General features: G+C 61.7%; 23 protein-coding genes. 11 read left to right on the top strand and 12 right to left on the bottom strand.

All coding sequences use genetic code 11. The features are described 5' to 3' along the window. Window positions 1–2 precede the first annotated feature (2 nt). Together flgE and PSH73_RS19035 are read left to right on the top strand one after the other, a co-directional pair. Window positions 3–1,322 (top strand): flagellar hook protein FlgE, encoded by a 1,320-nt coding sequence (flgE, locus tag PSH73_RS19040; RefSeq protein WP_057960428.1) that lies wholly within the window; start codon window positions 3–5, stop codon window positions 1,320–1,322. Window positions 1,323–1,538: 216 nt separating this feature from the next. Then, a complete protein-coding gene (locus PSH73_RS19035; RefSeq protein WP_305461194.1) occupies window positions 1,539–2,537 on the top strand; it encodes a hypothetical protein in 999 nt (332 codons plus the stop codon). Window positions 2,538–2,638: 101 nt separating this feature from the next. On the opposite strand, the gene PSH73_RS19030 is transcribed toward PSH73_RS19035, so the two are convergent. Then, window positions 2,639–5,530: a ribonucleoside-diphosphate reductase subunit alpha gene (locus tag PSH73_RS19030; RefSeq protein ID WP_057960426.1), complete on the bottom strand. Its 2,892-nt coding sequence runs from the start codon at window positions 5,528–5,530 to the stop codon at window positions 2,639–2,641. A 787-nt stretch (window positions 5,531–6,317) separates the two neighbouring features. On the opposite strand from PSH73_RS19030, the gene PSH73_RS19025 reads away from it, so the two are divergent. Continuing rightward, window positions 6,318–7,043 (top strand): response regulator, encoded by a 726-nt coding sequence (locus tag PSH73_RS19025; RefSeq protein ID WP_057439682.1) that lies wholly within the window; start codon window positions 6,318–6,320, stop codon window positions 7,041–7,043. After that, window positions 7,040–8,650 (top strand): ATP-binding protein, encoded by a 1,611-nt coding sequence (locus PSH73_RS19020; RefSeq protein WP_198831479.1) that lies wholly within the window; start codon window positions 7,040–7,042, stop codon window positions 8,648–8,650. Before PSH73_RS19025 ends, PSH73_RS19020 begins: the two co-directional genes overlap by 4 nt. 18 nt (window positions 8,651–8,668) lie before the next feature. On the opposite strand, the gene PSH73_RS19015 is transcribed toward PSH73_RS19020, so the two are convergent. Next, complete coding sequence (locus PSH73_RS19015; RefSeq protein WP_057439681.1) at window positions 8,669–9,385, bottom strand: 4'-phosphopantetheinyl transferase; 717 nt, start codon at window positions 9,383–9,385, stop codon at window positions 8,669–8,671. Between the two features lie 148 nt (window positions 9,386–9,533). Between PSH73_RS19015 and PSH73_RS19010 the strand changes: the two genes are divergently transcribed. Together PSH73_RS19010 and PSH73_RS19005 are read left to right on the top strand one after the other, a co-directional pair. Next, window positions 9,534–10,211: a response regulator transcription factor gene (locus PSH73_RS19010; RefSeq protein WP_057960423.1), complete on the top strand. Its 678-nt coding sequence runs from the start codon at window positions 9,534–9,536 to the stop codon at window positions 10,209–10,211. Next, the gene (locus PSH73_RS19005; protein ID WP_120733926.1) at window positions 10,208–11,554 is read left to right on the top strand and encodes an ATP-binding protein; all 1,347 of its coding nucleotides are present in this window, start codon (window positions 10,208–10,210) and stop codon (window positions 11,552–11,554) included. The genes PSH73_RS19010 and PSH73_RS19005 overlap by 4 nt, the downstream gene beginning before the upstream one ends. Window positions 11,555–11,672: 118 nt before the next feature. Here the strand turns inward: PSH73_RS19005 and PSH73_RS19000 are convergent, their stop codons facing one another. Then, on the bottom strand, window positions 11,673–12,671 hold the full coding sequence (locus PSH73_RS19000) for an AraC family transcriptional regulator (protein WP_057960421.1): 999 nt from the start codon (window positions 12,669–12,671) through the stop codon (window positions 11,673–11,675). Between the two features lie 334 nt (window positions 12,672–13,005). Here PSH73_RS19000 and PSH73_RS18995 point away from each other — a divergent pair, with 334 nt between their 5' ends. Both PSH73_RS18995 and PSH73_RS18990 read left to right on the top strand, forming a co-directional pair. Beyond that, window positions 13,006–14,337: a dicarboxylate/amino acid:cation symporter gene (locus PSH73_RS18995; RefSeq protein WP_057439678.1), complete on the top strand. Its 1,332-nt coding sequence runs from the start codon at window positions 13,006–13,008 to the stop codon at window positions 14,335–14,337. Between the two features lie 151 nt (window positions 14,338–14,488). Further along, the gene (locus tag PSH73_RS18990) at window positions 14,489–15,670 is read left to right on the top strand and encodes a CaiB/BaiF CoA-transferase family protein (protein ID WP_305461190.1); all 1,182 of its coding nucleotides are present in this window, start codon (window positions 14,489–14,491) and stop codon (window positions 15,668–15,670) included. Between the two features lie 896 nt (window positions 15,671–16,566). Here PSH73_RS18990 and PSH73_RS18985 read toward each other — a convergent pair. Beyond that, window positions 16,567–17,061 carry a SprT family zinc-dependent metalloprotease gene (locus tag PSH73_RS18985; RefSeq protein ID WP_057960419.1) on the bottom strand — a complete coding sequence of 165 codons (495 nt, stop codon included), beginning with the start codon at window positions 17,059–17,061 and terminating at the stop codon, window positions 16,567–16,569. A gap of 128 nt (window positions 17,062–17,189) precedes the next feature. Next, the gene (locus PSH73_RS18980) at window positions 17,190–17,792 is read right to left on the bottom strand and encodes a Yip1 family protein (protein ID WP_057960416.1); all 603 of its coding nucleotides are present in this window, start codon (window positions 17,790–17,792) and stop codon (window positions 17,190–17,192) included. 363 nt (window positions 17,793–18,155) lie between these two features. Between PSH73_RS18980 and ttcA the strand changes: the two genes are divergently transcribed. Both ttcA and PSH73_RS18970 read left to right on the top strand, forming a co-directional pair. Then, the gene (gene ttcA, locus PSH73_RS18975) at window positions 18,156–18,980 is read left to right on the top strand and encodes a tRNA 2-thiocytidine(32) synthetase TtcA (RefSeq protein ID WP_198818472.1); all 825 of its coding nucleotides are present in this window, start codon (window positions 18,156–18,158) and stop codon (window positions 18,978–18,980) included. Window positions 18,981–19,047: 67 nt separating this feature from the next. Beyond that, the gene (locus PSH73_RS18970; RefSeq protein ID WP_057960415.1) at window positions 19,048–19,719 is read left to right on the top strand and encodes a DNA-3-methyladenine glycosylase I; all 672 of its coding nucleotides are present in this window, start codon (window positions 19,048–19,050) and stop codon (window positions 19,717–19,719) included. 35 nt (window positions 19,720–19,754) lie between these two features. On the opposite strand, the gene PSH73_RS18965 is transcribed toward PSH73_RS18970, so the two are convergent. Genes PSH73_RS18965 through arsC form a run of 3 tightly spaced genes read right to left on the bottom strand, consistent with a single transcriptional unit; the run spans window position 19,755 to window position 21,122 of the window. Then, window positions 19,755–20,174 carry a DUF2069 domain-containing protein gene (locus tag PSH73_RS18965; protein ID WP_057439625.1) on the bottom strand — a complete coding sequence of 140 codons (420 nt, stop codon included), beginning with the start codon at window positions 20,172–20,174 and terminating at the stop codon, window positions 19,755–19,757. After that, window positions 20,158–20,772: an NAD(P)H:quinone oxidoreductase gene (gene wrbA / locus PSH73_RS18960; RefSeq protein ID WP_057960414.1), complete on the bottom strand. Its 615-nt coding sequence runs from the start codon at window positions 20,770–20,772 to the stop codon at window positions 20,158–20,160. The genes PSH73_RS18965 and wrbA overlap by 17 nt, the downstream gene beginning before the upstream one ends. After that, window positions 20,769–21,122, bottom strand: coding sequence for an arsenate reductase (glutaredoxin) (arsC, locus tag PSH73_RS18955; protein WP_057439623.1), 354 nt, complete (start codon window positions 21,120–21,122; stop codon window positions 20,769–20,771). Before arsC ends, wrbA begins: the two co-directional genes overlap by 4 nt. Window positions 21,123–21,237: 115 nt before the next feature. Here arsC and PSH73_RS18950 point away from each other — a divergent pair, with 115 nt between their 5' ends. After that, window positions 21,238–21,699, top strand: a complete 462-nt coding sequence (locus PSH73_RS18950) for a TlpA disulfide reductase family protein (protein ID WP_057439622.1) — start codon at window positions 21,238–21,240, stop codon at window positions 21,697–21,699. Between the two features lie 54 nt (window positions 21,700–21,753). Here PSH73_RS18950 and PSH73_RS18945 read toward each other — a convergent pair whose 3' ends face one another. The 4 genes from PSH73_RS18945 to PSH73_RS18930 form a co-directional block, all read right to left on the bottom strand. Continuing rightward, the gene (locus tag PSH73_RS18945; RefSeq protein ID WP_057960413.1) at window positions 21,754–22,158 is read right to left on the bottom strand and encodes an META domain-containing protein; all 405 of its coding nucleotides are present in this window, start codon (window positions 22,156–22,158) and stop codon (window positions 21,754–21,756) included. Next, window positions 22,155–22,595 carry a hypothetical protein gene (locus tag PSH73_RS18940; protein WP_057960412.1) on the bottom strand — a complete coding sequence of 147 codons (441 nt, stop codon included), beginning with the start codon at window positions 22,593–22,595 and terminating at the stop codon, window positions 22,155–22,157. The genes PSH73_RS18945 and PSH73_RS18940 overlap by 4 nt, the downstream gene beginning before the upstream one ends. Window positions 22,596–22,666: 71 nt before the next feature. Continuing rightward, window positions 22,667–23,656 carry a 2-hydroxyacid dehydrogenase gene (locus PSH73_RS18935; protein WP_057960411.1) on the bottom strand — a complete coding sequence of 330 codons (990 nt, stop codon included), beginning with the start codon at window positions 23,654–23,656 and terminating at the stop codon, window positions 22,667–22,669. Between the two features lie 111 nt (window positions 23,657–23,767). Then, window positions 23,768–26,521, bottom strand: coding sequence for a response regulator (locus PSH73_RS18930; RefSeq protein WP_057960410.1), 2,754 nt, complete (start codon window positions 26,519–26,521; stop codon window positions 23,768–23,770). Window positions 26,522–26,599: the final 78 nt, after the last annotated feature.

Below are 26,599 nucleotides of genomic sequence, written 5' to 3'. Positions count from 1 at the left end.
ACATGTCTTTTAATATCGGCCTTAGCGGCCTCTATGCGGCCAACAAACAACTGGATGTGACCGGCAACAACATCGCCAACGTCGCGACCACCGGTTTCAAGTCGTCCCGCGCAGAATTCGGCGACATTTATGCCGCGTCCCGCCTGGGCACCGGCAATAAAACCATTGGCACCGGCGTGAACCTGGCGGCCGTTTCCCAGCAGTTCACCCAGGGTGAAGTCAACGGCAGCGGCGGCGTGCTGGACATGGGTATCCAGGGCGGCGGCTTCTTCGTGCAGAAGGGCAGCGACGGTTCGCTGGAATACACCCGTAATGGCTCGTTCCAGGCGAACAAGGACGGCTACATCACCAACAACACCGGCACCTCGCGCCTGCAGGGCTATGCTGCCGATGAAGATGGCAAGATTTCCAAGAGCGGCCTGACCGATCTGCGGATCAACCTGTCCAACCTGCCGCCTAAAGCGTCGACCAAGGTTGACTCCAGCAGCAACCTGAACTCCTCCAAACCGGTGATCGACCAGACGACCAACCCGTTTGACCCGACTGTAGCGAGCTCGTTTACCGAGCAGTACGGCACCACCTTGTATGACACTCAAGGCAACGCCCATGAGATGGTGCAGTACATGGTGAAAACCGGCTCCAATACCTGGAACTCCTACACCCTGATCGACGGACGTAACCCTGACGGTACGCCGCTCAAGGGAACCGGTGCGGTTGCTCCGGTGGCCTCCACGGTGACATTTGATACCTCAGGCACCTTGACGGGGATCATTACCCCGCCAAGCACCGTATCCAATACCACCCTGACCATCAGCGACTGGAAGCCGGGCGTCATGGAAAATGGCGTGTGGAACCCTGACAACGGGGCTGCTGCCAACCCGGGCGGTATCGCGATCAACATGTCCGACATCACTCAGTACAACTCGGCCAGCTACCGTAACCCGCCGATCACTGATGGCTATGCCACCGGCGAAATCACCGGGCTGAAAATCGACGGCAGCGGTGTGCTGTTCGCCACCTTCAGCAACCAGCAGAGCAAGGCCATTGGCCAGATCTCCCTGGCCAGCTTCAACAATGAGCAAGGCCTGCAGCCTGCCGGTGGCACCACCTGGAAAGAAACCTTTGCCTCGGGCCAGCCTGGCTACGATACACCGGAAGCCGGGACCCTGGGCTCGATCGTGGCCAACTCCCTGGAGAACTCCAACGTCAACCTGACCAATGAGCTGGTGGACCTGATCAAGGCCCAGAGCAACTACCAGGCGAACGCCAAGACGATCTCCACCCAGAGCACCATCATGCAGACCATCATTCAGATGACGTGATGCGCTAGCGCTGGACAAGAAGCCCCTCGGAAGAGGGGCTTTTTTGTGGGCGTTGGAAAATCCCCCGCGACGCGTCAGGTAACGCGGTGAAATCCTTAGGAAGGAACACGCCGCTTCTGCCTTGCCACTGATTGGTCCAGAGCCCTGCGGGCTCATCCATCAGGGGGGCTGAGAATGTGGAGTTCAGGGGTGTCTGCGCCAGGTGCTGGGCGCGCAATGTTTGTACCTGCAGCATCAAGTGTGCCATCGCCTGCCCAGTCCGTAAGCGCAGAGTCTACGGTCAAGACGTCGCTGCGCCAGATGTTCGATGCTGAGCAAGGCGCCAGGACCCAGACGGTTCAGGATCTACGCGACAAATTGAATGTTCTGCGCGAGAAGCTGGGTGACGAGAAATTCAAGGAAATTCTCAACAGTGGGATCAAAGACGCGGATGACAAGTTTCTTGAATTTCTCAAGCGGTTGCTGGAGGAATGGTTTCCCGAGGATGTAGCACCACCGACCCCGCCATCGCCAAGAGGTGGCGGCGGGGGGGGTGGTGGCGGCGGTGGCGGTAGAGTGAGTCCGGGTGGGTTTGGCCCCACCGAGTCCATGAGCAATAAGCCGATTACCGAAGGCTCAAAGTATTACAACTACAAACCGGACAATAGTAACCCCGGGAAAAAGCCGAGCAATATCTGGAGCGGCTTCAGCCAGGGCGATGATGGCAACTGCATTACCGTTTCGGCGATAAAGGCCGCCATGATGCGGTACGGCCAGAAACCTACGGACATCTTCAAGGAGGTGAAGGAGACGGCCAACGGCTATGAAGTGACCATGCGCGATGGGGTCAAGGTGTCTTTTACCAAGGACGAATTGAAGCAGGCGGCCACACACGCTCGTTTCAAGGGTGACGACCCTCAGATGTTGACCGATGCCAACTTCCTGTATGCCGCAAGTGCCAAGCGCGCGCAGATGGAAAACAACGACGGCACGGCCGGACGCAGTTTCACGGCTGCGATGGACAGCCTCAACGATGGTGAGTACTCCCGCGAGGGGTTGGATCGTTTGGGCCTGAAGGGGCTTTACCGGCCGGCGACCGATGCTGACTTGAGAAACAGCAAGGTGGGAACCGTGGAATATAATGGCCACTCAATGGCCGTGATTGATGGCCGCATCGAGTTGTGGGGGCGGCGAGGCGGTGTACCTCAGTCGGGTCTGGCGACTGTGTTGATCTAGCCTGGGCCGGGTTTTTTGCCAGGCAAAAAAAGCCCCCGATACACCACTGGGCATATCGAGGGCTTTTTAGCCTAGGGAGTTAAACCCAAGGCGGGCTCAGCTTATTGGCAAGCTTCGCAATCCGGCTCGTCAATCGCGCAGGCCTTTGGCACTGGTGCCGGGCCGGCTGGAGCAGCGAGTACCGAATCGTCACCGTGGTTGCCGCTGGATACAGCGTTCAGCTTACCGGTGTTGATGGTCGACTTCTCGGTGCTGGTCGCGGCCAGGGCACGGAGGTAGTACGTGGTTTTCAGGCCACGGTACCAAGCCATGCGGTAGGTCACGTCGAGTTTCTTGCCCGAAGCGCCGGCGATGTACAGGTTCAGGGACTGGGCCTGGTCGATCCACTTCTGACGACGGCTGGCGGCGTCAACGATCCACTTGGTGTCCACTTCGAAGGCGGTCGCGTAGAGCTCTTTGAGTTCTTGCGGGATGCGCTCGATCTGCTGCACGGAACCGTCGTAGTACTTCAGGTCGTTGATCATTACCGAGTCCCACAGGTCGCGGGCTTTCAGGTCGCGGACCAGGTACGGGTTGATCACGGTGAATTCGCCCGACAGGTTCGATTTCACATACAGGTTCTGGTAGGTCGGTTCGATCGACTGCGATACGCCGGTGATGTTGGCGATGGTCGCGGTCGGTGCGATGGCCATGATGTTGGAGTTACGAATGCCTTTCTGCACACGGGCACGTACCGGTGCCCAGTCCAGGGATTCGTTCAGGTCAACGTCGATGTACTTCTGGCCACGCTGCTCGATCAGGATCTGTTGCGAGTCCAGCGGCAGGATGCCCTTGGACCACAGCGAACCCTGGAACGTCTCGTAGGCGCCGCGCTCGTCGGCCAGGTCGCAGGAAGCCTGGATCGCGTAGTAGCTGACCGCTTCCATGGACTTGTCGGCGAACTCGACCGCAGCATCCGAACCGTAAGGAATGTGCTGCAGGTACAAAGCGTCCTGGAAGCCCATGATCCCCAGGCCGACCGGACGATGCTTGAAGTTGGAGTTCTGCGCCTGTGGCACCGAGTAGTAGTTGATGTCGATCACGTTATCGAGCATGCGTACGGCGGTGTTGACGGTGCGTTCCAGCTTGGCGGTGTCCAGCTTGCCGTTGACGATGTGGTTCGGCAGGTTGATCGAGCCCAGGTTGCAGACGGCGATCTCGTCCTTGTTGGTGTTCAGGGTGATCTCGGTGCACAGGTTCGAGCTGTGGACCACGCCCACGTGCTGCTGCGGGCTGCGCAGGTTGCACGGGTCTTTGAAGGTCAACCATGGGTGGCCGGTTTCGAACAGCATCGACAGCATCTTGCGCCACAGATCTTTGGCCTGGATGGTCTTGAACAGCTTGATCTTGCCTGGGTACTGGGACAGGGCTTCGTAGTACTCGTAACGCTCTTCGAAGGCCTTGCCGGTCAGGTCGTGCAGGTCCGGCACTTCGGATGGCGAGAACAGGGTCCACGGGCCGTCATCGAAGACGCGCTTCATGAACAGGTCAGGGATCCAGTTGGCGGTGTTCATGTCGTGGGTACGACGACGATCATCACCGGTGTTCTTGCGCAGCTCGATGAACTCTTCAATGTCCATGTGCCAGGTTTCCAGGTAGGCACATACCGCGCCTTTGCGCTTGCCACCCTGGTTCACTGCGACGGCGGTGTCGTTCACTACCTTGAGGAACGGCACGACGCCCTGGGACTTGCCGTTGGTGCCCTTGATGTACGAACCCAGTGCACGCACCGGCGTCCAGTCGTTGCCCAGGCCGCCAGCGAATTTGGACAGCATGGCGTTATCGTGGATCGCGTGGTAGATGCCCGACAGGTCATCCGGCACGGTGGTCAGGTAGCAGCTCGACAGCTGTGGACGCAGGGTACCGGCGTTGAACAGGGTCGGGGTCGACGACATGTAGTCGAAGGACGACAACAGGTTGTAGAACTCGATGGCACGGTCTTCTTTGTTCTTCTCTTCGATCGCCAGGCCCATGGCCACGCGCATGAAGAACACTTGCGGCAGTTCGAAGCGGATCCCGTCCTTGTGGATGAAGTAACGGTCGTACAGGGTTTGCAGGCCCAGGTAGGTGAACTGCTGGTCACGCTCGTGGTTGATCGCCTTGCCGAGTTTTTCCAGGTCGAAGGTGGCCAGGATCGGGTTGAGCAATTCGAACTCGATACCCTTGGCGATGTAGGCAGGCAGGGCCTTGGCGTACAGGTCGGCCATTTCGTGGTGGGTCGCGCTCTCGGCGACTTTCAGGAAGCCCAGGCCTTCGGCACGCAGGGTGTCCATCAGCAGGCGGGCGGTGACGAACGAGTAGTTCGGCTCACGCTCGACCAGGGTACGGGCGGTCATCACCAGGGCGGTGTTGACGTCGGTCAGGGCCACGCCGTCGTACAGGTTCTTCAGGGTTTCACGCTGGATCAGGTCGCCGTCGACTTCTTCCAGGCCTTCGCAGGCTTCGGTGATGATGGTGTTCAGGCGGCCCAGGTCCAGCGGCGCGAACGAACCATCAGCCAGGGTGATGCGGATCGACGGGTGAGCTTGCACGGCTTCGGCGGACGGCGCGTGTACGGCACGCTCCTTGGCGCGCGAATCACGGTAGATCACGTAGTCGCGGGCCACTTTCTGCTCGCCGGCACGCATCAGGGCCAGTTCGACCTGGTCCTGGATTTCTTCGATGTGGATGGTGCCGCCCGAGGGCATGCGACGCTTGAAGGTCGCGGTAACTTGTTCGGTCAGGCGGGCAACGGTGTCGTGGATACGCGACGAAGCGGCAGCGGTGCCGCCTTCAACTGCAAGAAACGCTTTGGTGATGGCGACGGTGATTTTGTCATCGGTATAAGGAACGACAGTGCCGTTACGCTTGATCACGCGCAATTGGCCGGGCGCGGTGGCGGACAGATCCATATTCGAATCAGCGGCCTGCGGCACGGAGCCTTGCGGGTTCTCGCGAGTTGTGTCGGTTTGCATGGGGGGGTGTCTCCACATTCTATATTTATTTGGGCACCATCACGGTGCCCACCGTTCCGTCCTGAAGCACTTACAACAGGCCTTGGCCTGGCATAACAACCTCGGGACAGGAGGAAGGGAGCTGTTCGCGCCGCTTCCATGCCGAAGTCTTCGGTTCCGAGCCTTAAGCTCTTTGCCGTATTCCTGAGTGGGTGTTGCTTGTATTGCAACACCCGTACCGCTTTCTCCCATTCGGGGTTGGAAAACAGCAGCCATCCGCGTGCGCGGTTTGGGCTTTCGAAAAAGGTTTAAGTTCCACCAAACAGGAGCAAGAAAGGGCTTGAGTTTCTTGTCTGATTTGTGTTTGGTCTTTTCGCTTGAAACCCTACATGTAGGGTTTTTTTAGCGACGAGGTACAAGATAATGCGTTTTGGAAGGCTTAGCAACGCACTGCCTGTGGATAACGCTGTGGGTAAAATGTGTATGAAAGGTGGAACCGCCGTGTAGGCCGCAGTACTGCTGCATCGCGCCGTTTGTCACCGAATATGCCAAGCCGAAAACACCCGCTTGGATTTTTGCGGGCGCGAACCCTATCACAAAAAAAGGCGATCACCGAATGCATTTCCTGGCTTGTGTTTGAGGGCGGGGCCATGGCTACAATCGGCCTTCATTCCTACACGATTATGCCCTTTGTGCATGACAAATTAGGTACGGCTGGCGAAGATCAAAATAGGGGAGCTGGCTTGCCCGCTGCCACATTTGAATCTGCGCAGTCCTGACAGATCGCTTATAAAAACGAGGACCACCCGTGGAGCAAGAAGCCTGGCAGGTATTGATTGTCGAGGATGACCAGCGTCTGGCTGAGTTGACCCGTGACTACCTGGAAAGCCACGGCCTGCGGGTCTCGATAGAGGGCGACGGGGCCCAGGCGGTGGCGCGGATCATTGCCGAGCAGCCGGACCTGGTGATCCTCGACCTGATGCTGCCCGGCGAAGACGGCCTGAGCATCTGCCGCAAGGTGCGCGAGCGCTACGACGGGGTGATCCTGATGCTTACCGCGCGTACCGACGACATGGATCAGGTCCTGGGCCTGGACATGGGCGCCGACGACTATGTGTGCAAGCCGGTGCGCCCGCGCCTGCTGCTGGCGCGGATCCAGGCCTTGCTGCGGCGCAGCGAAAGCTCCGAGCCCGCCGTCCCGGAAAAGCAGCGGCGCCTGCAGTTCGGCCCGCTGGTGGTGGACAACGCCCTGCGCGAAGCCTGGCTGCACGACGGCGGCATCGAGCTGACCAGCGCCGAATTCGACCTGCTGTGGTTATTGGTGGCCAATGCCGGACGTATCTTGTCCCGCGAAGAAATCTTCACCGCCCTGCGCGGCATCGGCTACGACGGCCAGGACCGCTCCATTGACGTGCGCATCTCGCGGATCCGCCCGAAAATCGGCGACGACCCCATCCACCCGCGCCTGATCAAGACCATTCGCAGCAAAGGCTACCTGTTCGTCCCCGAAGCTGCTGCCGATATGCTGTCGTGAACTCGATCTTCCTGCGCATCTACGGCGGCATGTGCGCGGCGCTGATCCTGGTGGCGCTGCTCGGCGTCCTGGCCCTGCACCTGCTCAATGAGGTGCGCAGCGGCCAGTATCGCGAACGCCTGGCCCACGGCACCTTTGCCCTTATGGGCGACAACCTGCAACCGATGAGCAGTATCGAGCGCCAGCGCGCCCTGGCGGTGTGGGAGCGGTTACTGGGGATTCCCTTGCAATTGCAGGCGGTGGCGGATGCCCAGCTGGACCTGAGCCAGCGCAATCGCCTGCAACGCGGCCAGGTCCTGGTGGAGCAGACCGGACCCCATGCGGCGCGGGTCTTGCGCCTGGTCAGTGAGAAAGAGGAACTGCTGCTCAGCGGCGAAGTGCAGCAGATCAGCGAGCAATTGGCCCGGGCCACCATTTATTTGCTGGCCGACGAACTGGTGCGGTTTCCGGTGGCCGAGCAGCCGCAACGCTTGGCTGACTTGAAAGAGGCCAAGGGCTTCGGCTTTGAAATGCACCTGCTGAAGCTGGACGAAGCCGACATGGACGAGGACCAGCGGCGTCGCGTGGCCGAAGGCGACACGGTGATGGCCCTGGGCAAGGGGGGGGACTCGATCCGCGTGTTTGCCGGCATGGTCGGCACGCCATGGGTTCTGGAAATCGGCCCGCTGTACCAAATGAACCCTTATCCGGCGCAATGGCTGGTGCTGATTGCCCTGATCGGCCTGACCCTGATCGGCCTGATCGTGTACTTGCTGGTGCGTCAACTGGAGCGCCGCCTGCGTGGCTTGGAGGCGGCCGCCACGCGCATCGCCAAAGGCAACCTGGAAGCCCGGGTGCCGGCGCGCGGGGCTGACTCGGTAGGGCGTCTGGCGGCGGCCTTCAATGGCATGGCCGAGCACTTGCAGCGCCTGCTGGCGATCCAGCGCGAACTGGTGCGCGCGGTGTCCCATGAACTGCGTACGCCGGTGGCGCGCCTGCGTTTTGGCCTGGAGATGATCGGCGACGCCGCCACGCCCGAAGCCCGGCGTAAATATATGGAAGGCATGGACAGCGATATCCAGGACCTCGACGGCCTGGTGGATGAGATGCTGACCTATGCGCGCCTGGAGCAGGGTTCGCCGGCCCTGAGTTTCCAGCGGGTCGACCTGAGTGCCTTGCTCGATCAGGTGATCGAGGAACTGGCGCCGCTGCGGCCGGGGATCGAAGTGGCGCGGGGGGTGTGCCTGTCATCGGCCCATCTGGACGCTGCCTGGGTCGATGCCGAGCCGCGCTACCTGCACCGCGCCCTGCAAAACCTGGTGAGCAATGCCATGCGCCATGCCCAGTCGCGGGTGCTGATCAGCTACCAGGTGGGCCAGGTGCGATGCCGTATCGACGTCGAAGACGATGGCCCGGGAGTTCCGGAAAGTGCCTGGGAACGGATCTTTACCCCCTTCCTGCGCCTGGATGACAGCCGCACCCGCGCCTCGGGCGGGCATGGCCTGGGCTTGTCGATTGTGCGGCGGATTATCTACTGGCACGGCGGGCGGGCGTTGATCAGCAAGAGCAACAACCTGGGTGGCGCCTGCTTCAGCCTGAGTTGGCCTCGGGACCAGGACAAAACTTGAGCCTGCGGTAGCTATCTATCAGGCGCCGATAGCCACCAAACTCAACAACTGCCCCTCGTGCACCACAAACTGCGCCTCCAGCTCCTTGCCATAACACCACTCACTGGACAGGTCCGTCAGCAACCGCAGGCGCAGCGAGCCTGCCTCAGACCACTCCAGCACCTCGGCATGTTCAAAATAGAAGCGCTTCTGCACGATCGGGTAGAGCGCCTTGAACAGGCTCTCCTTGGCCGAAAACGTCAGCGTCACCCATTGCGCAATCTGCTCTCGTGGCCCGGCGGCCATGCGTTGCAGTTCATCCGGGGTGAGGATTTCCCCGGCCAGGCGCTCGGCCCGTTCAAGGGACAGCAGGTTTTCCAGGTCCATGCCCAGCCCGCGCCATTGCGACTTATGCCCGACGATGGCCGCGGCGTGCCCGGTGCTGTGGGTGATCGAACCGCTGATATGGCCGGGCCATACCGGGGCGCGGTCCTCGCCGATGGCGGGGATGCAGTCCAGGCCTTCGAGCTGTTGCAAGGCGGCGCGGGCACACAGTCTGCCGGCGAGAAACTCGGCCTGGCGCTTGGCCACCGAGCGCTGGATACTGGCCGGTGGCGGCACGGCGCAGCGCTGGAAGTCGCCGGCCTCAAGCAATTTAGGCTCGAAGCGGGTGCTCAGGAACACCGTGCCGGGCAACGTGTCGGGCAGCGGCCAATGGTCATCAAGTGGGGTGCAGCAGGCGGGTATCGGGTTCATGGCGGCTATTCTGCACGGGGCGGCACACACCTGGGTAGCCCGCCGGTTCAGACTGTGTTCAGTTCAATGGCCGTAAACTGCGCAAGCATACCTGCAGGGCCGCTATGATGTTTCCCTGCAGGACAGTGGATTGGCCTTGGAGAGTGTTATGAAATTGCTGGTTGTCGAAGATGAGGCGTTGTTGCGCCATCACCTGTTGACCCGTCTTGGCGACAGCGGCCACGTGGTCGAAGCCGTGGCTAACGCCGAAGAAGCGCTGTACCAGACCGGGCAATTCAATCATGACCTGGCGATCATCGACCTGGGCCTGCCAGGCATGGGCGGCCTGGACCTGATCCGTCAATTGCGGGCCCAGGCCAAGACCTTCCCGATCCTGATTCTCACGGCACGCGGCAACTGGCAGGACAAGGTCGAAGGCCTGGCCGCCGGGGCTGACGACTATGTGGTCAAGCCGTTCCAGTTCGAAGAGCTGGAAGCGCGAATGAACGCACTGCTGCGCCGCTCCAGCGGTTTTACCCAATCGACCATCGTCGCCGGCCCGTTGCTGCTGGACCTCAACCGCAAGCAGGCGTCCCTCGACGAGCAGCCCCTGGCGCTGACGGCCTATGAGTACCGGATCCTCGAATACCTGATGCGCCACCACCAACAAGTGGTGGCCAAGGATCGGTTGATGGAACAGCTCTATCCCGATGACGACGAGCGCGATCCGAATGTGATCGAAGTGCTGGTCGGTCGCCTGCGTCGCAAGCTCGAGGCCCCGGCCGGGTTCAAGCCCATCGACACCGTGCGCGGCCTGGGCTACCTGTTTAACGAGCGCTGCCGTTGATCCGTTCGCTCCGTGTGCGCCTGATGCTGGCGGCCACCACCCTGGCCGTGTTGTTCATGCTGGGGCTGTTGCCGGCGATGCAGGGCGCGTTCAGCCTGGCGTTGCAGGATTCCATCGAGCAGCGCCTGGCGTCGGATGTGACCACGCTGATTTCTGCCGCGCGGGTCGATAACAACCGCTTGCTGATGCCGGCACAGTTGCCCGATGAGCGCTTCAACCTGACCGACAGCCGCCTGCTGGGCTACATCTATGACCGCGAAGGCCATCTGGTCTGGCGTTCGCGGGCCACCAGGGAAGAAAACATCAACTACCGCCCGCGCTACGACGGGCGCGGCAGCGAGTTTGCGAAGATTCGCGAGGCCAATGGCCAGGAATTCTTCGTGTATGACGTCGAGGTCAAGCTGCTGGGGGGCAAGAGCGCGGCGTTCAGTATCGTTGCCCTGCAACCGGTGCGCGAATACCAGGTGACCCTTGAGGGGCTGCGGGAAAACCTCTACCTGGGCTTCGGCGCCGCCTTGCTGGTGTTGTTGAGCCTGTTGTGGATCGGCCTGACCTGGGGCTTGCAAGCCTTGCGCCGGCTCAGCCAGGAGTTGGATGAAATCGAAGGCGGCACCCGCGAAAGCCTCAGCGAGCAACACCCACGGGAGCTGCTGCGCCTGACCGGCTCCCTCAACCGCCTGCTGCACAGCGAGCGCGAGCAGCGCACCCGTTACCGCGACTCCCTGGATGACCTGGCCCACAGCCTGAAAACCCCGCTGGCGGTATTGCAGGGCGTGAGTGAAGACATGGCCCAGCGCCCCCAGGACCTTGAGCAGGCGCGGGTGCTGCAGTCGCAGATCGAGCGCATGAGCCAGCAGATCAGCTACCAGTTACAGCGTGCCAGCCTGCGCAAAAGTGGCCTGGTGCGTCACCAGGTGCGCCTGCGCCCGGTGTTGCAGAGCCTGTGCGACACCCTGGACAAGGTCTACCGCGACAAGCGGGTGCGGGTGTCTTTTGCGTTGCCGGAGCAATGCGATGTGCCCATCGAGCAGGGCGCTTTGCTGGAATTGCTTGGCAACCTGCTGGAAAACGCCTACCGCCTGTGCCTGAGCGAGGTGCGCGTGACCCTGGATGAAAGTGCCGATGGCGTGCGCTTGTGCATCGAAGACGATGGCCCCGGCGTGCCACCCGACCAGCGCGCGCGGATCTTGCAGCGCGGCGAACGCCTGGATCGCCAGCATCCAGGGCAGGGGATCGGGTTGGCGGTGGTCAAGGACATTATTGAAAGCTATGGCGCGCGGTTGACCCTGGGGGACTCTCCTTTAGGGGGCGCGGCGTTCAGGATTCATTTTCCGGCGCTGTGACCTTTATTGATTCGCCGGCCCCATCGCAGGCAAGCCAGCTCCCACATTTAACTGTGTTCGCACATCAAAATGTAGGAGCTGGCTTGCCTGCGATGACGCCCGACCAAACACTGCATCTTCAACTCTCCTGCGCCCGATAAGCCCCCGGCGTCACCCCCGTCCACTTCTTGAACGCCCGATGAAACGCCGACGGCTCGGAAAACCCCAGTTGCTCGGCAATTTCCTGCAACGACAAATCCGCCCGCCCCAGATGAAAAATCGCAATATCGCGGCGCAATTCATCCTTGAGTGCCTGGAAACTGGTGCCTTCTTCCCGCAAATGCCGGCGCAGGGTCTGCGGGCTGATGTGCAGGTGCTGCGCCACGGCTTCCAGGTCTGGCCAGGGTGTGCGGTCGCGGCTTAGCAGGCGACGTAACTGGCTGCTCAGGCTGTCGCCTTCGTCTGGCCGGGACAACAGGTCGGCGGGGGAGCGTTCGAGGAAGTGTTTGAGGGTGCGTTCATCCTGCAACAGCGGCAGGTTCAGGTAGCGACTGGGGAACACCAGGCTGCTGCTGGCCGCGCTGAACACCAGGGGGCAAGGGAACAGCAGGTCGTATTCGCTGGCATGGGCCGGCATCGGGTAGCTGAAGGTCGCTTGCTCGAGGCGGATACGCTGGCCAATCAGCCAACTGCCGAGGCGATGCCAGATCACCAGCAGGGACTCGCTCAAAAAGTGATCCGGATCCCACAGGTGCGAGTCATCCAGGCTCAGGCGTGCCATATCGCCTTCACGGCTCAACCGCCAGCGCGGCCCCTGGGGGAACAGGCTGTAGAACAACAATCCGCGCTCCAGCGCCTTCTCCAGGGTGCGGCAATGAATCAATGCGTGGCACATCATGGCGAAAGTCCCGCGCTTGCTCGGTCCATCGGCAAAGCCCAGGTACTCGTCATCCAGCGCCTGCCACAACCGCTGCAACAGCTGCGTGAATTGCTCTGGCGCGATGCGCGCACGGGGTTCTGCCAGCAGTTCCGGGGCAATCCCCAGTTGCTGCAACAGGCTCGAGTAATCGTAGCCGGCCCGGCGCGCGCCGCCCAGGGCAGCGCGGGCGTAATGACTGGCGATGGTGCGTTCGCGCATGCAGGGGCCTCGTCCATTGAGTGGCCGATGGTAGCCATCGCGCCTGGGGCGGACAAGGCGGATATCCGCCAAATTGTAGGACGAGATTGGAATGATGGGCGGATATCCGCCACCTGACTCAACCAAGAATGCTGCCGGTGCACAGCCGACAGGCCCATGGTTTGTGGGCTCCAGGGCTTTTGCGGAAAGTGGCACGCCGTTTGCGATAAGGAATACAGATCTGCCAGCCAGCAGCTCGCCAAAACAAATCCCTCCAGTGCAGGAGGGTTCGCAATTCAAGTGTCGTGGGCAATGGCGGATATTTGCCCCACGGGACTCTTGAGGAAACTTTGCAATGACGACTCGTCAGCCGTTCTACAAAACCCTGTATTTCCAGGTAATCGTTGCCATCGTTATCGGTATCCTGCTCGGTCACTTCTACCCGCAGACCGGTGTGGCCCTCAAGCCATTGGGTGACGGCTTTATCAAGCTGATCAAAATGGTCATCGCCCCGATCATCTTCTGTACCGTTGTCAGCGGCATCGCCGGCATGCAGAGCATGAAGTCGGTGGGCAAGACCGGCGGCTACGCGCTGCTGTACTTCGAAATCGTCTCCACCATCGCCCTGCTGATCGGCCTGGTGGTGGTCAACGTGGTGCAGCCAGGCGCTGGCATGCACATCGACGTTGCGACCCTGGACGCTTCGAAAGTCGCAGCCTACGTCACTGCCGGTAAAGACCAGAGCATCGTCGGCTTTATCCTCAACGTGATCCCCAACACCATCGTCGGCGCCTTCGCCAACGGCGATATTCTGCAAGTGCTGATGTTCTCGGTGATCTTCGGTTTCGCCCTGCATCGCCTGGGTGCCTACGGCAAGCCAGTGCTGGACTTCATTGATCGCTTCGCCCACGTGATGTTCAACATCATCAACATGATCATGAAGCTCGCGCCGATCGGTGCCCTGGGCGCCATGGCGTTCACCATCGGTGCCTACGGTGTTGGCTCGCTGGTGCAACTGGGCCAGTTGATGATCTGCTTCTACATCACCTGCATCCTGTTCGTGCTGGTAGTCCTGGGTGGCATCTGCCGCGCCCACGGCTTCAGCGTCCTGAAACTGGTGCGCTACATCCGTGAAGAGCTGCTGATCGTACTCGGGACTTCCTCCTCCGAGTCCGCACTGCCACGCATGCTGATCAAGATGGAACGCCTGGGTGCGAAGAAGTCGGTGGTGGGCCTGGTTATCCCGACTGGCTACTCCTTCAACCTCGACGGTACTTCGATCTACCTGACCATGGCTGCCGTGTTCATCGCCCAGGCGACTGACACCCACATGGACATCACCCACCAGATCACCCTGCTGCTGGTGCTGCTGCTGTCCTCCAAAGGCGCTGCTGGCGTGACCGGTAGTGGTTTCATCGTACTGGCCGCAACCCTGTCGGCGGTTGGCCACTTGCCGGTTGCCGGCCTGGCGCTGATCCTCGGTATCGACCGCTTCATGTCCGAAGCCCGTGCCCTGACCAACCTGGTCGGTAACGCCGTAGCGACCATCGTTGTGGCCAAGTGGGTCAAGGAACTGGACACCGACAAGCTGCAAAGCGAGCTGGCTTCCGGCGGTACCGGTATCTCCGAAACCCGCGAACTGGATGACCTGGGCGTGGCCGAAGGCCCGGCACCAGCGCTTAAGTAAACGCTGACGCAGTACTGAAAAACCCATCTTCGGATGGGTTTTTTTATGGGCGTACGAGCACAACGGTCACTGTCGATGATGCTTACGGTGATTGCCGCTGCCGCGCAAGATTGCCTACTCTGTGTTCCATCGAATCGGAATCGGAGCTCCCATGTCAGGCCCCTTGGCGTCCCTCAAAGTGCTGGATTTCTCGACCTTGCTGCCGGGGCCTTTTGCTTCGCTGCTGTTGGCAGACATGGGCGCCGAGGTACTGCGCATCGAATCCCCCACGCGCATGGACCTGCTGCGGGTGTTGCCGCCCCACGACCGTGGCGTGTCGGCCAGCCATGCCTACCTCAACCGCAACAAGCGCAGCCTGGCCCTGGACCTCAAGCAGCCCGAGGCGCTGGAGATCGTGCGGCAACTGGTGGCGGAGTACGACATCGTGCTGGAGCAGTTCCGCCCTGGGGTCATGGAGCGCCTGGGGTTGGGGTATGAAGCGTTGAAGGCGATCAACCCGAAGCTGATCTATGTGTCCATCACCGGCTATGGCCAGACCGGCCCCTACAAGGACCGCGCCGGGCATGACATCAATTACCTGGCTTTGTCCGGCGTCGCCAGCTACACCGGGCGCCAGGACAGCGGCCCAGTGCCCCTGGGTGTGCAATTGGCGGATGTGGGCGGCGGCTCGTTGCATGCCGTGGTCGGCCTGCTCGCGGCGGTGATTGCGCGTCAGCACAGTGGGCTGGGGCAGTACCTGGATGTGAGCATGACCGACTGCGCCTTCAGCCTCAACGCCATGGCCGGCGCGGCTTACTTGGCGTGTGGGGTGGAGCCTGGGCGCGAAGACCAGGTGCTCAATGGCGGCAGCTTCTACGATTACTACCGCTCGCGGGACGGGCGCTGGCTGTCGGTGGGTAGCCTGGAGCCGGGGTTTATGCAGCAATTGTGTACTGCGCTGGGGCGCCCGGAGCTGGCGGCCCAGGGCTTGTCGCCCAAGCCCGAACAGCAAAAGGCCCTCAAGCAGGCGCTGCAAGTGGAGTTTGAGCGGCACAGCTTCGAGGAGCTGTGTGCGTTGTTTGCCGGGGTCGATGCTTGCGTCGAGCCGGTGCTCAGTCTGGGCGAAGCCCTGCAGCACCCGCAGTTGCAGGCCCGCGAGCTGGTGAGCCAGGTGCCCCGCGGGGATGGCTCGTTCCAGGCGCAGATGGCCTGCCCGCTGAAGTTTTCCGAAGGGGTGCCGGAGCCGAGGCATATCGGTGCTGCGGTGGGGGCGCACAGTGATGAGGTGCTGGGGGAGTTGGGTTTCAGTACTCAGCGGATAGCCGAGCTGCGGGGGGCCAAGGTGGTGGGGTAGTGGCTGTTCGGGCCCCATCGCGGGCATGGGTATCTAGACAACTCTTTTATCTAGTGCTGATTGGGTTTGTGTACATATCCGTTGCTGCGGTTACGGCGGCTCACTTTGGAGAAGCGCCAAAGTAAGCAAAGCGCTCTTGCCCCACCACTCGGTGTCTCGCCTAGGCTCGGCATGCCCGCAGTCAGGCATTGCTCCGTGGGCCCGCCGCGATCGGCCATCCCTGGCCGTGTCGCGGCTACCCCGGCATCCATGCCGGGGTGCCCACTGCGCAATACCTGCCTGCGGCCATCGTGGTTTAACGGGGCGCCTCAGATCAAGATCAAAAGCCAAATCAAAAGCAGAGCAACAGCAATGCCAGAGCGCGAAGCTGCATTCCCCCCTGTGGGAGCTGGCTTGTCGGGTCGCCGCATCGCTGCGATGGCGGTGTATCAGTCGATAAATGTATTGGCTGAGACACCGTCATCGCAGGCAAGCCAGCTCCCACAGGAATCCGCGCACGCTTCGACGATCAGGTCGGCTGTCAGGCCGCCTCGCTTTGCTTTTGATCTTGATCTCAGGCGCCCCGTTAAACCACGCTGGCCGTCATCCGATATTGATTTGGGGGGTAACCCGGCAGGACGCCGGGTTAGCCGCGCTGGGCCATGGATGGCCCATCGCGGCGGCCCCCCAAATCAATGTCGGATGACGGGCACACCGAGCCTGGGCGAGGTGCCGAGTGGTGGGGCAAGAGCCCTTTTGGTTACTTTTGGGGCTCTTTTCCAAAAGTGACCCGCCGTAAGGGCGGAACCAATAGCCGCCATGACCGCAGCAACGGATATGTACACAAACCTAAGAATCACTAAAAAGATGTGTAGATACCTATGCCGCGATGGGGCCAGTGAAACCACCCCAAAACCTCACTCCACCCGAGTCTCCCCGGTAAACACCAACGTCCCCCGACACTTGCGGCACAAATACCGCCGCCCCTGATTCACCAACCCATGGCGCTGGGCCGAGAACGGGAAGTCACTGTCGGCACACGGGCACCGATAGATATAGCGGGTCACCCGCCGACGCTGAATCTCATAGGTATGGCAGCGATCGGGCGGCAGTTCGTAGACCCCGCGCATGATCAACTGCCATTCCTCGCCATGGGGCTGGATGCGCTCGCCGAACAATTGGTGGGCGATCAGGTGCGCCACTTCGTGGGCCACCGTCTGTTTGAGGAAGTGTTGGCTGTTTTCCCGGTACAACTGGGGATTGAAGCGCAGCAGGTTCTCGTGCAAATGCGCGACACCGGCTTTCTGCCCACGCAGCTTGAGGCTGACCTGGGGGCGTTTGAAGCTTCGTTTGAAAAAGGATTCGGCTTGCAGGAAACAATCTTCGACGCGGGTATTGAGTTGCTCGGGCATGCTGTACATATCTCCAGAGATGTCCAGTATGCCGCATCCAGGGGTGTTTCCGAATCGGTCAGGCGCCGAATGGTCATGCATAACGCAAAAGCCACCTTGCGGTGGCTGTTCCTGCGCTGAAAAGACGGCTAGTTGGTGTAGATCGGACCGACGCCCAGGCCCCAGACAATCACGGTAAACGCCATGATCGCCACCAGGACCACCAGGCCTACCGCCAGTACCGAGCTGGAAAACAGGAAGCCTTCATCGGGGTCGATGCTCATAAAGGTCGGTAGCCCCACATAGAGCAGGTACACCGTGTAGCAGATGGCGGCCGTACCGACGATCATGCCCAGCCACATATGCGGATACAGCGCTGCCAGCCCGCCGATAAACAGGGGCGTGGCGGTATAGGTGGCGAACGCCACGCAGCGCGCCATGCTGGGGTTGGCGTCATAGGTGCGCGCCATCCAGTGGATGAAGGCGCCCATTACCGCAACGCCGCCGAGCATCGCCAGGTAGGACATGATGGTCATCCACAGCGCACTTTCCTGGGTCAGCATGACCGGGGAGCGATTGCCGATGACCCAGCCGACCTGGGTGGTGCCGATAAAAGCTGATACGGCGGGGATCGCCGCGAGAATCAGCGTATGGGTGAGGTACATGTGGCCGATGCTTTCTTCTTTATCGCCACGAATTTCCCGCCATTCCTGGTCGGGATGGGTGAAAAGCCCCACGACGTGATGGATCATGCCAGTCACTCCTGTCGTTATTGCCATCGCCCCCCAAGCGGAGCGCCCGCCGGCCAAGTGGCCTGAAAGGTCTGGATATGTGTGCGACCTTATGTCGCAGTATAGGAAGTCATGACCGGAAAAAGTGTGGGGCTTTAGAGCAAATTGCGCTGTAAACACTGGGCTTAATCGCGCCTGGGTCTGTGACGTGGAATGCAGCCCCCTGTGGGAGCTGGCTTGCCTGCGATGGCGGTGGGTCAGCCATGAATTTGTCGACTGACCTACCGCCATCGGGAGCAAGCCCCTCCCACATTGGAACTCGGTCGTTCATATCGTTAAAATACCCGGCTTTTCGTCCCACACCTTTTCGCGGATCCAAGCGCCATGGGCACCCTTACCGTCAATCAGAACAAACTGCAAAAACGCCTGCGGCGCCTGGCCGGTGAGGCTGTCGCTGACTTCAACATGATCGAAGAGGGCGACAAGGTCATGGTCTGCCTGTCCGGCGGCAAAGACAGCTACACCATGCTGGACGTGCTGCTGCACCTGCAAAAGGTCGCGCCGATCAAATTCGACATAGTGGCCGTCAACATGGACCAGAAGCAGCCCGGGTTCCCCGAGGACGTGCTGCCGGCCTACCTCAAGACCCTGGGCATCGAGTACCACATCGTCGAGAAAGACACCTATTCGGTGGTCAAGGAGCTGATTCCGGAAGGCAAGACCACCTGCTCGCTGTGTTCGCGCCTGCGCCGTGGCACGCTGTACACCTTTGCCGATGAAATTGGTGCAACCAAGATGGCCCTGGGTCATCACCGCGATGACATCGTCGAGACCTTCTTCCTCAATATGTTCTTCAACGGTTCCCTCAAGGCCATGCCGCCCAAGCTGCGCGCTGACGACGGGCGCAACGTGGTGATCCGCCCGCTGGCGTATTGCAACGAGAAGGACATCCAGGTCTACTCCGACTTCAAGCAATTCCCGATCATCCCCTGCAACCTCTGCGGTTCCCAGGAGAACCTGCAGCGCCAGGTGGTCAAGGACATGCTCCAGGAGTGGGAGCGCAAGACGCCGGGGCGTACCGAAAGCATCTTCCGCAGCCTGCAGAACGTGATCCCCTCGCAGTTGGCCGACCGCAACCTGTTTGACTTCACCAGCCTGCGCATCGACGAAACTGCGGCTTCGCGCTTCGTCAACATTGTGAACCTCTGAGCCTTTTCCAGGCTCTGACAGACGGCGCTGATGGGCGCCGTTTTCATTTCAACCCGTAGGAGAGGGCATGCGCGATTACAAATGGCTGCACGAATACTGTCTGAACCGCTTTGGTTCGGCAGCCGAGCTGGAAGCCCACCTGCCCGTGCCCAAGACCCCGGCGCAACTGCGCCAGATCAGCGACGACCGCTACCTGTCGACTCTGTCGCTGCGGGTGTTCCGCGCCGGGCTCAAGCACAGTGTGGTGGACGCCAAATGGCCGGCGTTCGAGCAGGTGTTCTTCGGCTTCGATCCTGAGAAAGTCGTGCTGATGGGCGCCGAGCACCTTGAGCGCCTGATGCAAGACACGCGGATCATCCGCCACCTGGGCAAGCTCAAGAGCGTGCCGCGCAATGCGCAGATGATTCTCGACGTCGAGCAGGAAAAGGGCAGCTTCGCGGCATTGATCGCCGACTGGCCGGTGACCGATATCGTCGGTTTGTGGAAATACCTGAGCAAGCACGGCCATCAACTGGGCGGGTTGTCGGCGCCACGCTTCTTGCGCATGGTCGGCAAGGACACGTTCGTGCCGAGTTATGACGTGGTTGCGGCATTGAATGCGCAGGAGATTGTCGACAAGGCCCCCACCAGCCTGCGGGACCTGGCGACGGTACAGGCGGCGTTCAACCAGTGGCATGCCGAGAGTGGGCGGCCGATGTGCCAGTTGTCGATGATGCTGGCGTTTACCGTCAACCATTGAGACCGCGATGGGGCCTGATCGGCCCCATATAACCCTCAGGCTGGCTGACCTTCCCCCGCCAACCGCCGATTCAACTGGAACCGCCAGCGCACATACAGCAGCGCTGTGCAGAACACCGCCAGGCTTGCCAGCATCTCCAGCACGCCAAACCACTGGCGGTTCGGGTCATAGGCCGCCAGGGCGCCTTTGATGAAATACAGGTTCACCACAAAGCACATCCACGAATGCCCGCGCGCACTGCCCATCAGCATGCCCGGCGCGAGGATCAGCAACGGCACCAGTTCGATCAGCAGGATGACCCAGGGCCGTGCGCCATGCAGGTCGGCGATCAGCAGGTAATACACGCAGAGCAACCCCACCAGGCCGAAAAACGCCAGCAGACTCAAGGCCCGTGCCACTTTGACCCGGGGTTCCAGCCAGGCCTGGGCCGGCAGGACTTTAGGCTTCTTGGCCACGGCCACTCTCCAGTTTCGCCGCAGTCTTCGCCAGGCGCAGGCCCAGGGCACGGCACAGGGCGATTTCATGGGGGTCCAGGGCACGTTTGCCGTCGGCGCCGGAATGGTGGCTGGCGCCGTAGGGCGTACCGCCGCCCTGGGTGTCGAGCAGGGCCTGTTCGCTGTAGGGCAGGCCGGTGATCAGCATGCCGTGGTGCAGCAACGGCAGCAGCATCGACATCAAGGTGGTTTCCTGGCCGCCGTGCAGGCTGGCGGTCGAGGTGAAGACCCCGGCCGGCTTGCCGACGAGGGCGCCGGTCAGCCACAGGTTGCTGGTGCCGTCGAGAAAGTACTTCAAGGGCGCGGCCATGTTGCCAAACCGCGTCGGGCTGCCCAGGGCCAGGCCCGAACAGTTCTTCAGGTCGTCGAGGCTGGCATACAGCGCGCCTTCGGCCGGGATGCTCGGGGCGACGGCTTCGCACTCGCTGGAGATCGCCGGCACGGTGCGCAGGCGCGCTTCCAGGCCGCCTTGCTCGATGCCTCGGGCAATCTGCCGGGCCATTTCGCTGACCGAGCCGTTGCGGCTGTAATACAGCACCAGGATGTAGGGCGCGCTCACGGCAGAAGCTCCAGGATGTTTTCTGGCGGCCGGCCAATCACGGCCTTGTCGGCAGTGGCCAGGATCGGCCGTTCCATCAGCTTGGGATGGGCGGCGATGGCGGCAATCAATTGCGCCTCGCTGAGGCTGGCGTCGGCCAGGTTGAGGGTCTTGTATTCGTCTTCGCCGGTGCGCAGCAATTGCCGGGCGCTGATCCCCAGCTTGCCGAGCAGGGCTTCAAGCTGCGTGGCGTCCAGCGGGGTTTCCAGGTAGCGCACCACGTTCGGCGTGAGGCCACGGGCCTGCAGCAGTTCGAGCGCACCGCGGGATTTCGAGCAGCGCGGGTTGTGATAAAGCGTCAGATCGGTCATGTGCGGGTCGCATCTTGCGTAAGGTGGCGGGTATTCTACCTGCGCTGCGGCGTGTCCTTAAACCGTAAGAGGCGATCGGCCGCAGCCCACGTTCATTTTTGCTAAGGATTACCCCATGACACGGCGACTGATAGGCGCACTGGCAGTTATCACCACACTCCTGCTCAGCGGCTGCGGCAATGATTATGGCGTTGACCAATACGGCCAGAAAGTCGCGTCCGAGCGCGTCGACAAACAATGGTTGGTGATCAATTACTGGGCCGAATGGTGTGGCCCGTGCCGCATCGAAATCCCCGAGCTCAACGCCCTGGCCGAGCAGCTCAAGGGCCAGCCGGTAAGCGTGTTCGGCGTCAACTTCGATAATGTGCAGGGCGAAGAGCTCAAGAGCGCCAGCGAGAAGCTGGGCATCAAGTTCACGGTACTGGCACAGAACCCCGAGGCGATTTTTGATATCCCGCGCAGCGAAGCGTTGCCGGTGACCTACATCATTGATGACAAGGGCAAGGTGCGGGCGCAGATGTTGGGCGAGCAGACGGCGGCGGGGGTATTGGCCAAGCTCAAGGAACTGCGCGGCTAAACGGTTGCTCGCTGGCGATTGCGGTATGCCCGGCACACCGCAATCGCCAACGGATCAGCCTTCTTCCAGCCACAAACGCAGTGGCTTGCCCTCGGCAGGCCAGAAACGGGTCTGCTCGATGGGCGAGATGTCCCAGCGTTGCACGGTTTCCAGGGCCTTGAAGAAGCGCTGTTCCTGCTCCATCAGGGCTTCGGCACACAGCCTGCGGGTGCTGCCGATCTTGCCGAAGCTGAGTTTGTCACCGTCCAGGCTGTACGGCGCGAACCAGTGGTTGCAGCCGCCATTGCCATAGGCCCGGCCATCGGCACCGAGGGTCACGGTCAGGTGGGCGTAATCCATCAGGGGCCGCTCGCCGATCCACTCCACGATGTAGCTGTGATCCTGCTTGAGCTTGACCTCGTCGCTGGCGCAGCCGGCAAGGCCTGCGCCCAGCGCTGCGACCATCAGCAGGCTCTTCATGGCGCGGCCTGCTGGCATTTCGGGCAACGGTGCGTGTCGCCGACGGTGGCCCAGCCCAACTCGGCAATGCGCGCAGTGGCGGCCGGTTGCAACGGTTCCTTGGTCAACTTGGTTTCCACTGCGAACTCAAACTCCAGCACGGCGTCGCAGCTGTCGCAATTGACCTTCCAGGTGTGAATCTCCAGCTCGCCGAACTTCGGCCCTTGCGCCATGGCAACCCATTGCCCGGCCGGGCGGATGGAGTAGCGCGCATCGCCTTCGACGGTCAGGCGCATCGACAGGGTCTTGCTGCCGCGCAAAGTGACGATCAGCACGTCGCCATGCTTGATCGAGCCACCATTGCCGGTGACTTGATAACGACCGGGCACCAGGGCGCGGCATTCGATCAGGGTGTGTTGTGGGCTCAGCAAACTGAAGCGGAAATCGTGTTCGGCCATGGATCCTCCAAATAGGCGCGGCATCCTATCACGCTCGCCTGTTCACCATGCGCGCGGTAGATGACCGTTGATCATCCCTGTACCAGGTTTTGCGCCTGGCCGTTGGCCCAGGCCTGGATATTGGCCAGGGTGGTCCCGGCAATCGCCGCCAGGGCCTCGCGTGTGAGGAATGCCTGGTGCGCGGTAATGATCACGTTGGGGAAGGTCAGCAGGCGTGCCAGCACATCGTCCTGCAAGGGCAGGTCCGAACGGTCTTCAAAAAACAGCTGGGCCTCTTCTTCGTACACATCCAGGCCCAGGTAGCCCAGCTGTCCATCCTTGAGCGCTTCGATCAATGCCGGGGTGTCCACCAGGCCGCCGCGCCCGGTGTTGATCAGCATCGCTCCCGGCTGCATATGGGCCAGGGATTGCGCATTGATCAGGTGCTTGCTGTCGGCGGTCAGCGGGCAGTGCAGGCTGATGATCTGTGCCTCGGCCAACAACTGGGGCAGGCTGACATAGCGCGCGCCAAGGGCTTCGACCTGCGGATTGGGGTAGGGATCGTATGCCAGCAAGCTGCAGCCAAAGCCGGCCATGATCTTGGCAAAGGTCGCGCCGATCTGCCCGGTCCCCACCACGCCCATGGTCTTGCCCACCAGGTCGAAGCCGGTCAGGCCGTGCAGGCTGAAGTCGCCGTCGCGGGTACGGTTGTAGGCGCGGTGCAGGCGGCGGTTGAGGGCCAGCACCAGGGCCACGGCATGTTCGGCCACTGCATGGGGCGAGTACGCGGGCACCCGCACGATGGTCAGGCCCAGGCGCTTGGCGGCGGCCAGGTCCACATGGTTGTAGCCGGCCGAGCGCAGGGCAATCAGTTGCGTGCCGCCGGCCGCGAGGTGTTCGAGCACCGGGGCGCTGAGGTCGTCGTTGATAAAGGCACAGACCACTTTGTGCTTATCGGCCAGGGCCACGGTGTCGAGGTTCAGGCGTGCCGGTTGGAACTGCAACTCCATGCCCGCGGGCAAGGGTTCGGCGAGAAAACTGTCGCGGTCATAGGTCTGGCTGCTGAAGAGGATGATGCGCATCAAGGGGCTCTCTGCAAAATAGCGTGTGGTGACACAAAACCTGTGGGCGCCGGCTTACCGGCGCCCACAGGAGATGTTGCCCGTCATTGGCGTTGGGCGTGTTGCTCTGCATCAGGCGTTGACCCGGGCCTCGCTGGCAAGGCGGGCGATGGCCATGTCCAGTTCATCCAGGGCAGCCATGGCCTTGGCGTCATCCTGCTTGAGCAAGGTTTCGGCGCGTTGGCAGGCTGCGCGCAATTGCGGCACGCCGCAGTAGCGGGTGGCGCCGTGCAGGCGGTGGACGCGTTCGATCAGGGCATTGTTGTCGTTGGCTTCGCGGGCGACGCAGACGGCCTCACGGTCAGCTTCCAGGGACGCCAGCAACATGGCCAGCATATCGGCGGCCAAGTCCGCCTTGCCGGCCGCCAGGCGCAAGCCCTCCTCATGGTCGAGTACCGGCAGTTGCGCGGCGGGGCCGTGGCCTTCGACTGCGCGTTCCGGGCCTTGATTGCGCAAGGCCAGGCCGGTCCATTTCAGCACCACCTGGGCCAGTTGCCGCTCGCTGATGGGCTTGGTCAGGTAGTCATCCATGCCGCTTTGCAGCAGGGCGCGTTTTTCATTGGCCATGGCGTGGGCCGTCAGGGCGACGATAGGCAGTGGCGTGCCGTGGCGCTCGCTTTCCCACTGACGAATCGCCTCGGTGCTCTGGCGCCCGTCCATGCCGGGCATCTGCACGTCCATCAGCACCAGGTCGAAGGCTTCTTTCTTCACCGCTTCGATGGCGCTGTAGCCACTTTCCACGGCCTGGACCTTGGCACCCATGTCTTCGAGCAGGGTCTGTACCAGCAGCAGGTTGGCCGGGTTGTCGTCGACACACAGCACCCGTGGCGCACGGCTGGACAACGGCTCGCCCGGTTCACTGCGCAAGGGGCGCGGGCTGATCAGGTCGGACAGCGCCCGGCGCAATTTACGGGTGCAGGCCGGCTTGGCCTGCAACTGGCTATTGGGGTTGGGCACCGACAGGTTGAACAGCATCTGCTCGGTGGTCGGGCACAGCACCAGCACTTTGCAGCCCAGGTGCTCAAGGTCCCACAGGTGTTGGTTGAGGCGCTCCGGCGGAATATCGTTGGCGGTGATGCCCAGTACCGCGAGGTCGATGGCCTGCTCGGTCTGGTGTGCGCTGGTGATGCCGTTGGTCAGGTTCTCCAGGCTGTTGAACGGCGTGACCTCCAGGCCGCAGTCTTCCAACTGGTGTTGCAGGGCCTGGCGCGCCAGTTCGTGGTTCTCCAGCACCGCCACACGCCGGCCCAACAACGGCGGGGCGGGCAAGTCTTCGATATCGTCGCGGGTTTTTGGCAGGTTGAGGCTGATCCAGAACTCCGAACCCTCGCCTGGCGTGCTGTCGACGCCGATTTCGCCGCCCATCTGCTCGATCAGGCGCTTGGAAATCACCAGCCCCAACCCGGTGCCACCGGGCTGACGGGACAAGGAGTTATCCGCCTGGCTAAAGGCCTGGAACAGGGCGCGCACATCCTGGTTCGACAGGCCGATGCCGGTGTCCTGCACGCTGATGCGCAGTTGCACGCTGTCTTCCTGCTCGTCTTCGAGCATGGCCCGGGCGACGATGGTGCCTTCGCGGGTGAATTTGATGGCGTTGCTGACCAGGTTGGTGAGGATCTGCTTGAGACGCAGCGGGTCGCCCACCAGGGACAGCGGAGTATCGCGGTAGACCAGGCTCACCAGCTCCAGCTGTTTGGCATGGGCGGCCGGGGCGAGGATGGTCAGGGTGTCTTGCAACAGGTCGCGCAGGTTGAACGGGATACTGTCGAGCACCAGCTTGCCGGCTTCGATTTTCGAGAAGTCGAGAATCTCGTTGATGATGCCCAGCAGGTTGTCGGCGGATTTTTCAATGGTGCCCAGGTAATCCAACTGACGGGGCGACAGTTCGCTTTTCTGCAACAGGTGGGTGAAACCGAGGATGCCATTGAGCGGTGTGCGGATTTCATGGCTCATATTGGCCAGGAACTCCGACTTGATGCGGCTGGCCTCCAGGGCCTCCTTGCGGGCCAGGTCCAGCTCGATGTTCTGGATCTCGATGGTTTCCAGGTTCTGGCGCACGTCTTCGGTGGCCTGGTCGATGCTGTGTTGCAGTTCTTCCTGGGCGTTTTGCAGGGTTTCGGCCATGCGGTTGATGCCGGACGCCAACTGATCCAGCTCCTGGCTGCCCAGGGGCGGCAAACGGGTTTCCAGGTTGCCGTCCTTGAGCTGCGCCACCGCTTGTTTGATCTGGCCGATAGGCGAGTTGATCGTGCGGCTGATGCGCAGGGCCAGGGCCGCCGTGCAGATCAGGCCGATGGCAATCAACAGCAGGCTGGCGAACAGGCTGCGATAGCCGCGCAGCAGCATGCCGTTGTGGGACAGTTCCAGTTCGACCCAGCCCAGCAGGCGATCGGCTTCGTCGGGAATCAGCTCGCCGGCGAGGTTGCGATGGCGGCCGAACACCGGCAGCAGGTAGCGGGTGGCGTCATTGCCGGTGCGTTGCAGCAGGTGTGAGCTGTTGCCGATGGGCGGCTGGTTGAGCATGGTCGGGCCGGCATGGGCCAGGGCCGAGCGGTCGGGCGCCAGGAAAGACACGGCCCGCACGTCGACTTGCTCCAGGGACTGGGTGGCGATGCGTTCCAGCAGGTCGGTGTTCTTGTTACCCAGTGCCGGTGCCACCAGCGGCGCTAGCTGTTCGGCGATCATCTCGCCGCGATTGAGCAGTTGGGTTTGCAGCTCCGAGAGCTGCATCCAGGTGAAATATCCGCCCAGGAGCAATGCCATCAGGCTGGTAGGCAACAAGGTCAGCAACAGTACGCGGCCTTTTATCCCCATTCTTCTTAGCACGCCACTCTCCTGCTACCACACTGATGTCGAGATTCTACGCAGGCATCCGGCCTGCGCTACCTGCGCAGTGTAGCCATA

It is taken from the genome of Pseudomonas sp. FP2294, assembly GCF_030687625.1.
Taxonomy (GTDB): Bacteria; Pseudomonadota; Gammaproteobacteria; order Pseudomonadales; family Pseudomonadaceae; genus Aquipseudomonas; species Aquipseudomonas shahriarae.
Note: the sequence above shows the minus strand (reverse complement) of the source record. Positions and strands in the feature narration are given on the sequence as shown.

Coding starts and splice junctions, on each gene's coding strand:
- flgE (WP_057960428.1), top strand. CDS start 3: ATGTCTTTTAATATCGGCCTTAGCGGCCTCTATGCGGCCAACAAACAA.
- PSH73_RS19035 (WP_305461194.1), top strand. CDS start 1,539: ATGTTTGTACCTGCAGCATCAAGTGTGCCATCGCCTGCCCAGTCCGTA.
- PSH73_RS19030 (WP_057960426.1), bottom strand. CDS start 5,530: ATGCAAACCGACACAACTCGCGAGAACCCGCAAGGCTCCGTGCCGCAG.
- PSH73_RS19015 (WP_057439681.1), bottom strand. CDS start 9,385: ATGAACCCGATACCCGCCTGCTGCACCCCACTTGATGACCATTGGCCG.
- PSH73_RS19010 (WP_057960423.1), top strand. CDS start 9,534: ATGAAATTGCTGGTTGTCGAAGATGAGGCGTTGTTGCGCCATCACCTG.
- PSH73_RS19000 (WP_057960421.1), bottom strand. CDS start 12,671: ATGCGCGAACGCACCATCGCCAGTCATTACGCCCGCGCTGCCCTGGGC.
- PSH73_RS18995 (WP_057439678.1), top strand. CDS start 13,006: ATGACGACTCGTCAGCCGTTCTACAAAACCCTGTATTTCCAGGTAATC.
- PSH73_RS18990 (WP_305461190.1), top strand. CDS start 14,489: ATGTCAGGCCCCTTGGCGTCCCTCAAAGTGCTGGATTTCTCGACCTTG.
- PSH73_RS18985 (WP_057960419.1), bottom strand. CDS start 17,061: ATGCCCGAGCAACTCAATACCCGCGTCGAAGATTGTTTCCTGCAAGCC.
- PSH73_RS18980 (WP_057960416.1), bottom strand. CDS start 17,792: ATGATCCATCACGTCGTGGGGCTTTTCACCCATCCCGACCAGGAATGG.
- ttcA (WP_198818472.1), top strand. CDS start 18,156: ATGGGCACCCTTACCGTCAATCAGAACAAACTGCAAAAACGCCTGCGG.
- PSH73_RS18970 (WP_057960415.1), top strand. CDS start 19,048: ATGCGCGATTACAAATGGCTGCACGAATACTGTCTGAACCGCTTTGGT.
- arsC (WP_057439623.1), bottom strand. CDS start 21,122: ATGACCGATCTGACGCTTTATCACAACCCGCGCTGCTCGAAATCCCGC.
- PSH73_RS18950 (WP_057439622.1), top strand. CDS start 21,238: ATGACACGGCGACTGATAGGCGCACTGGCAGTTATCACCACACTCCTG.
- PSH73_RS18945 (WP_057960413.1), bottom strand. CDS start 22,158: ATGAAGAGCCTGCTGATGGTCGCAGCGCTGGGCGCAGGCCTTGCCGGC.
- PSH73_RS18940 (WP_057960412.1), bottom strand. CDS start 22,595: ATGGCCGAACACGATTTCCGCTTCAGTTTGCTGAGCCCACAACACACC.
- PSH73_RS18935 (WP_057960411.1), bottom strand. CDS start 23,656: ATGCGCATCATCCTCTTCAGCAGCCAGACCTATGACCGCGACAGTTTT.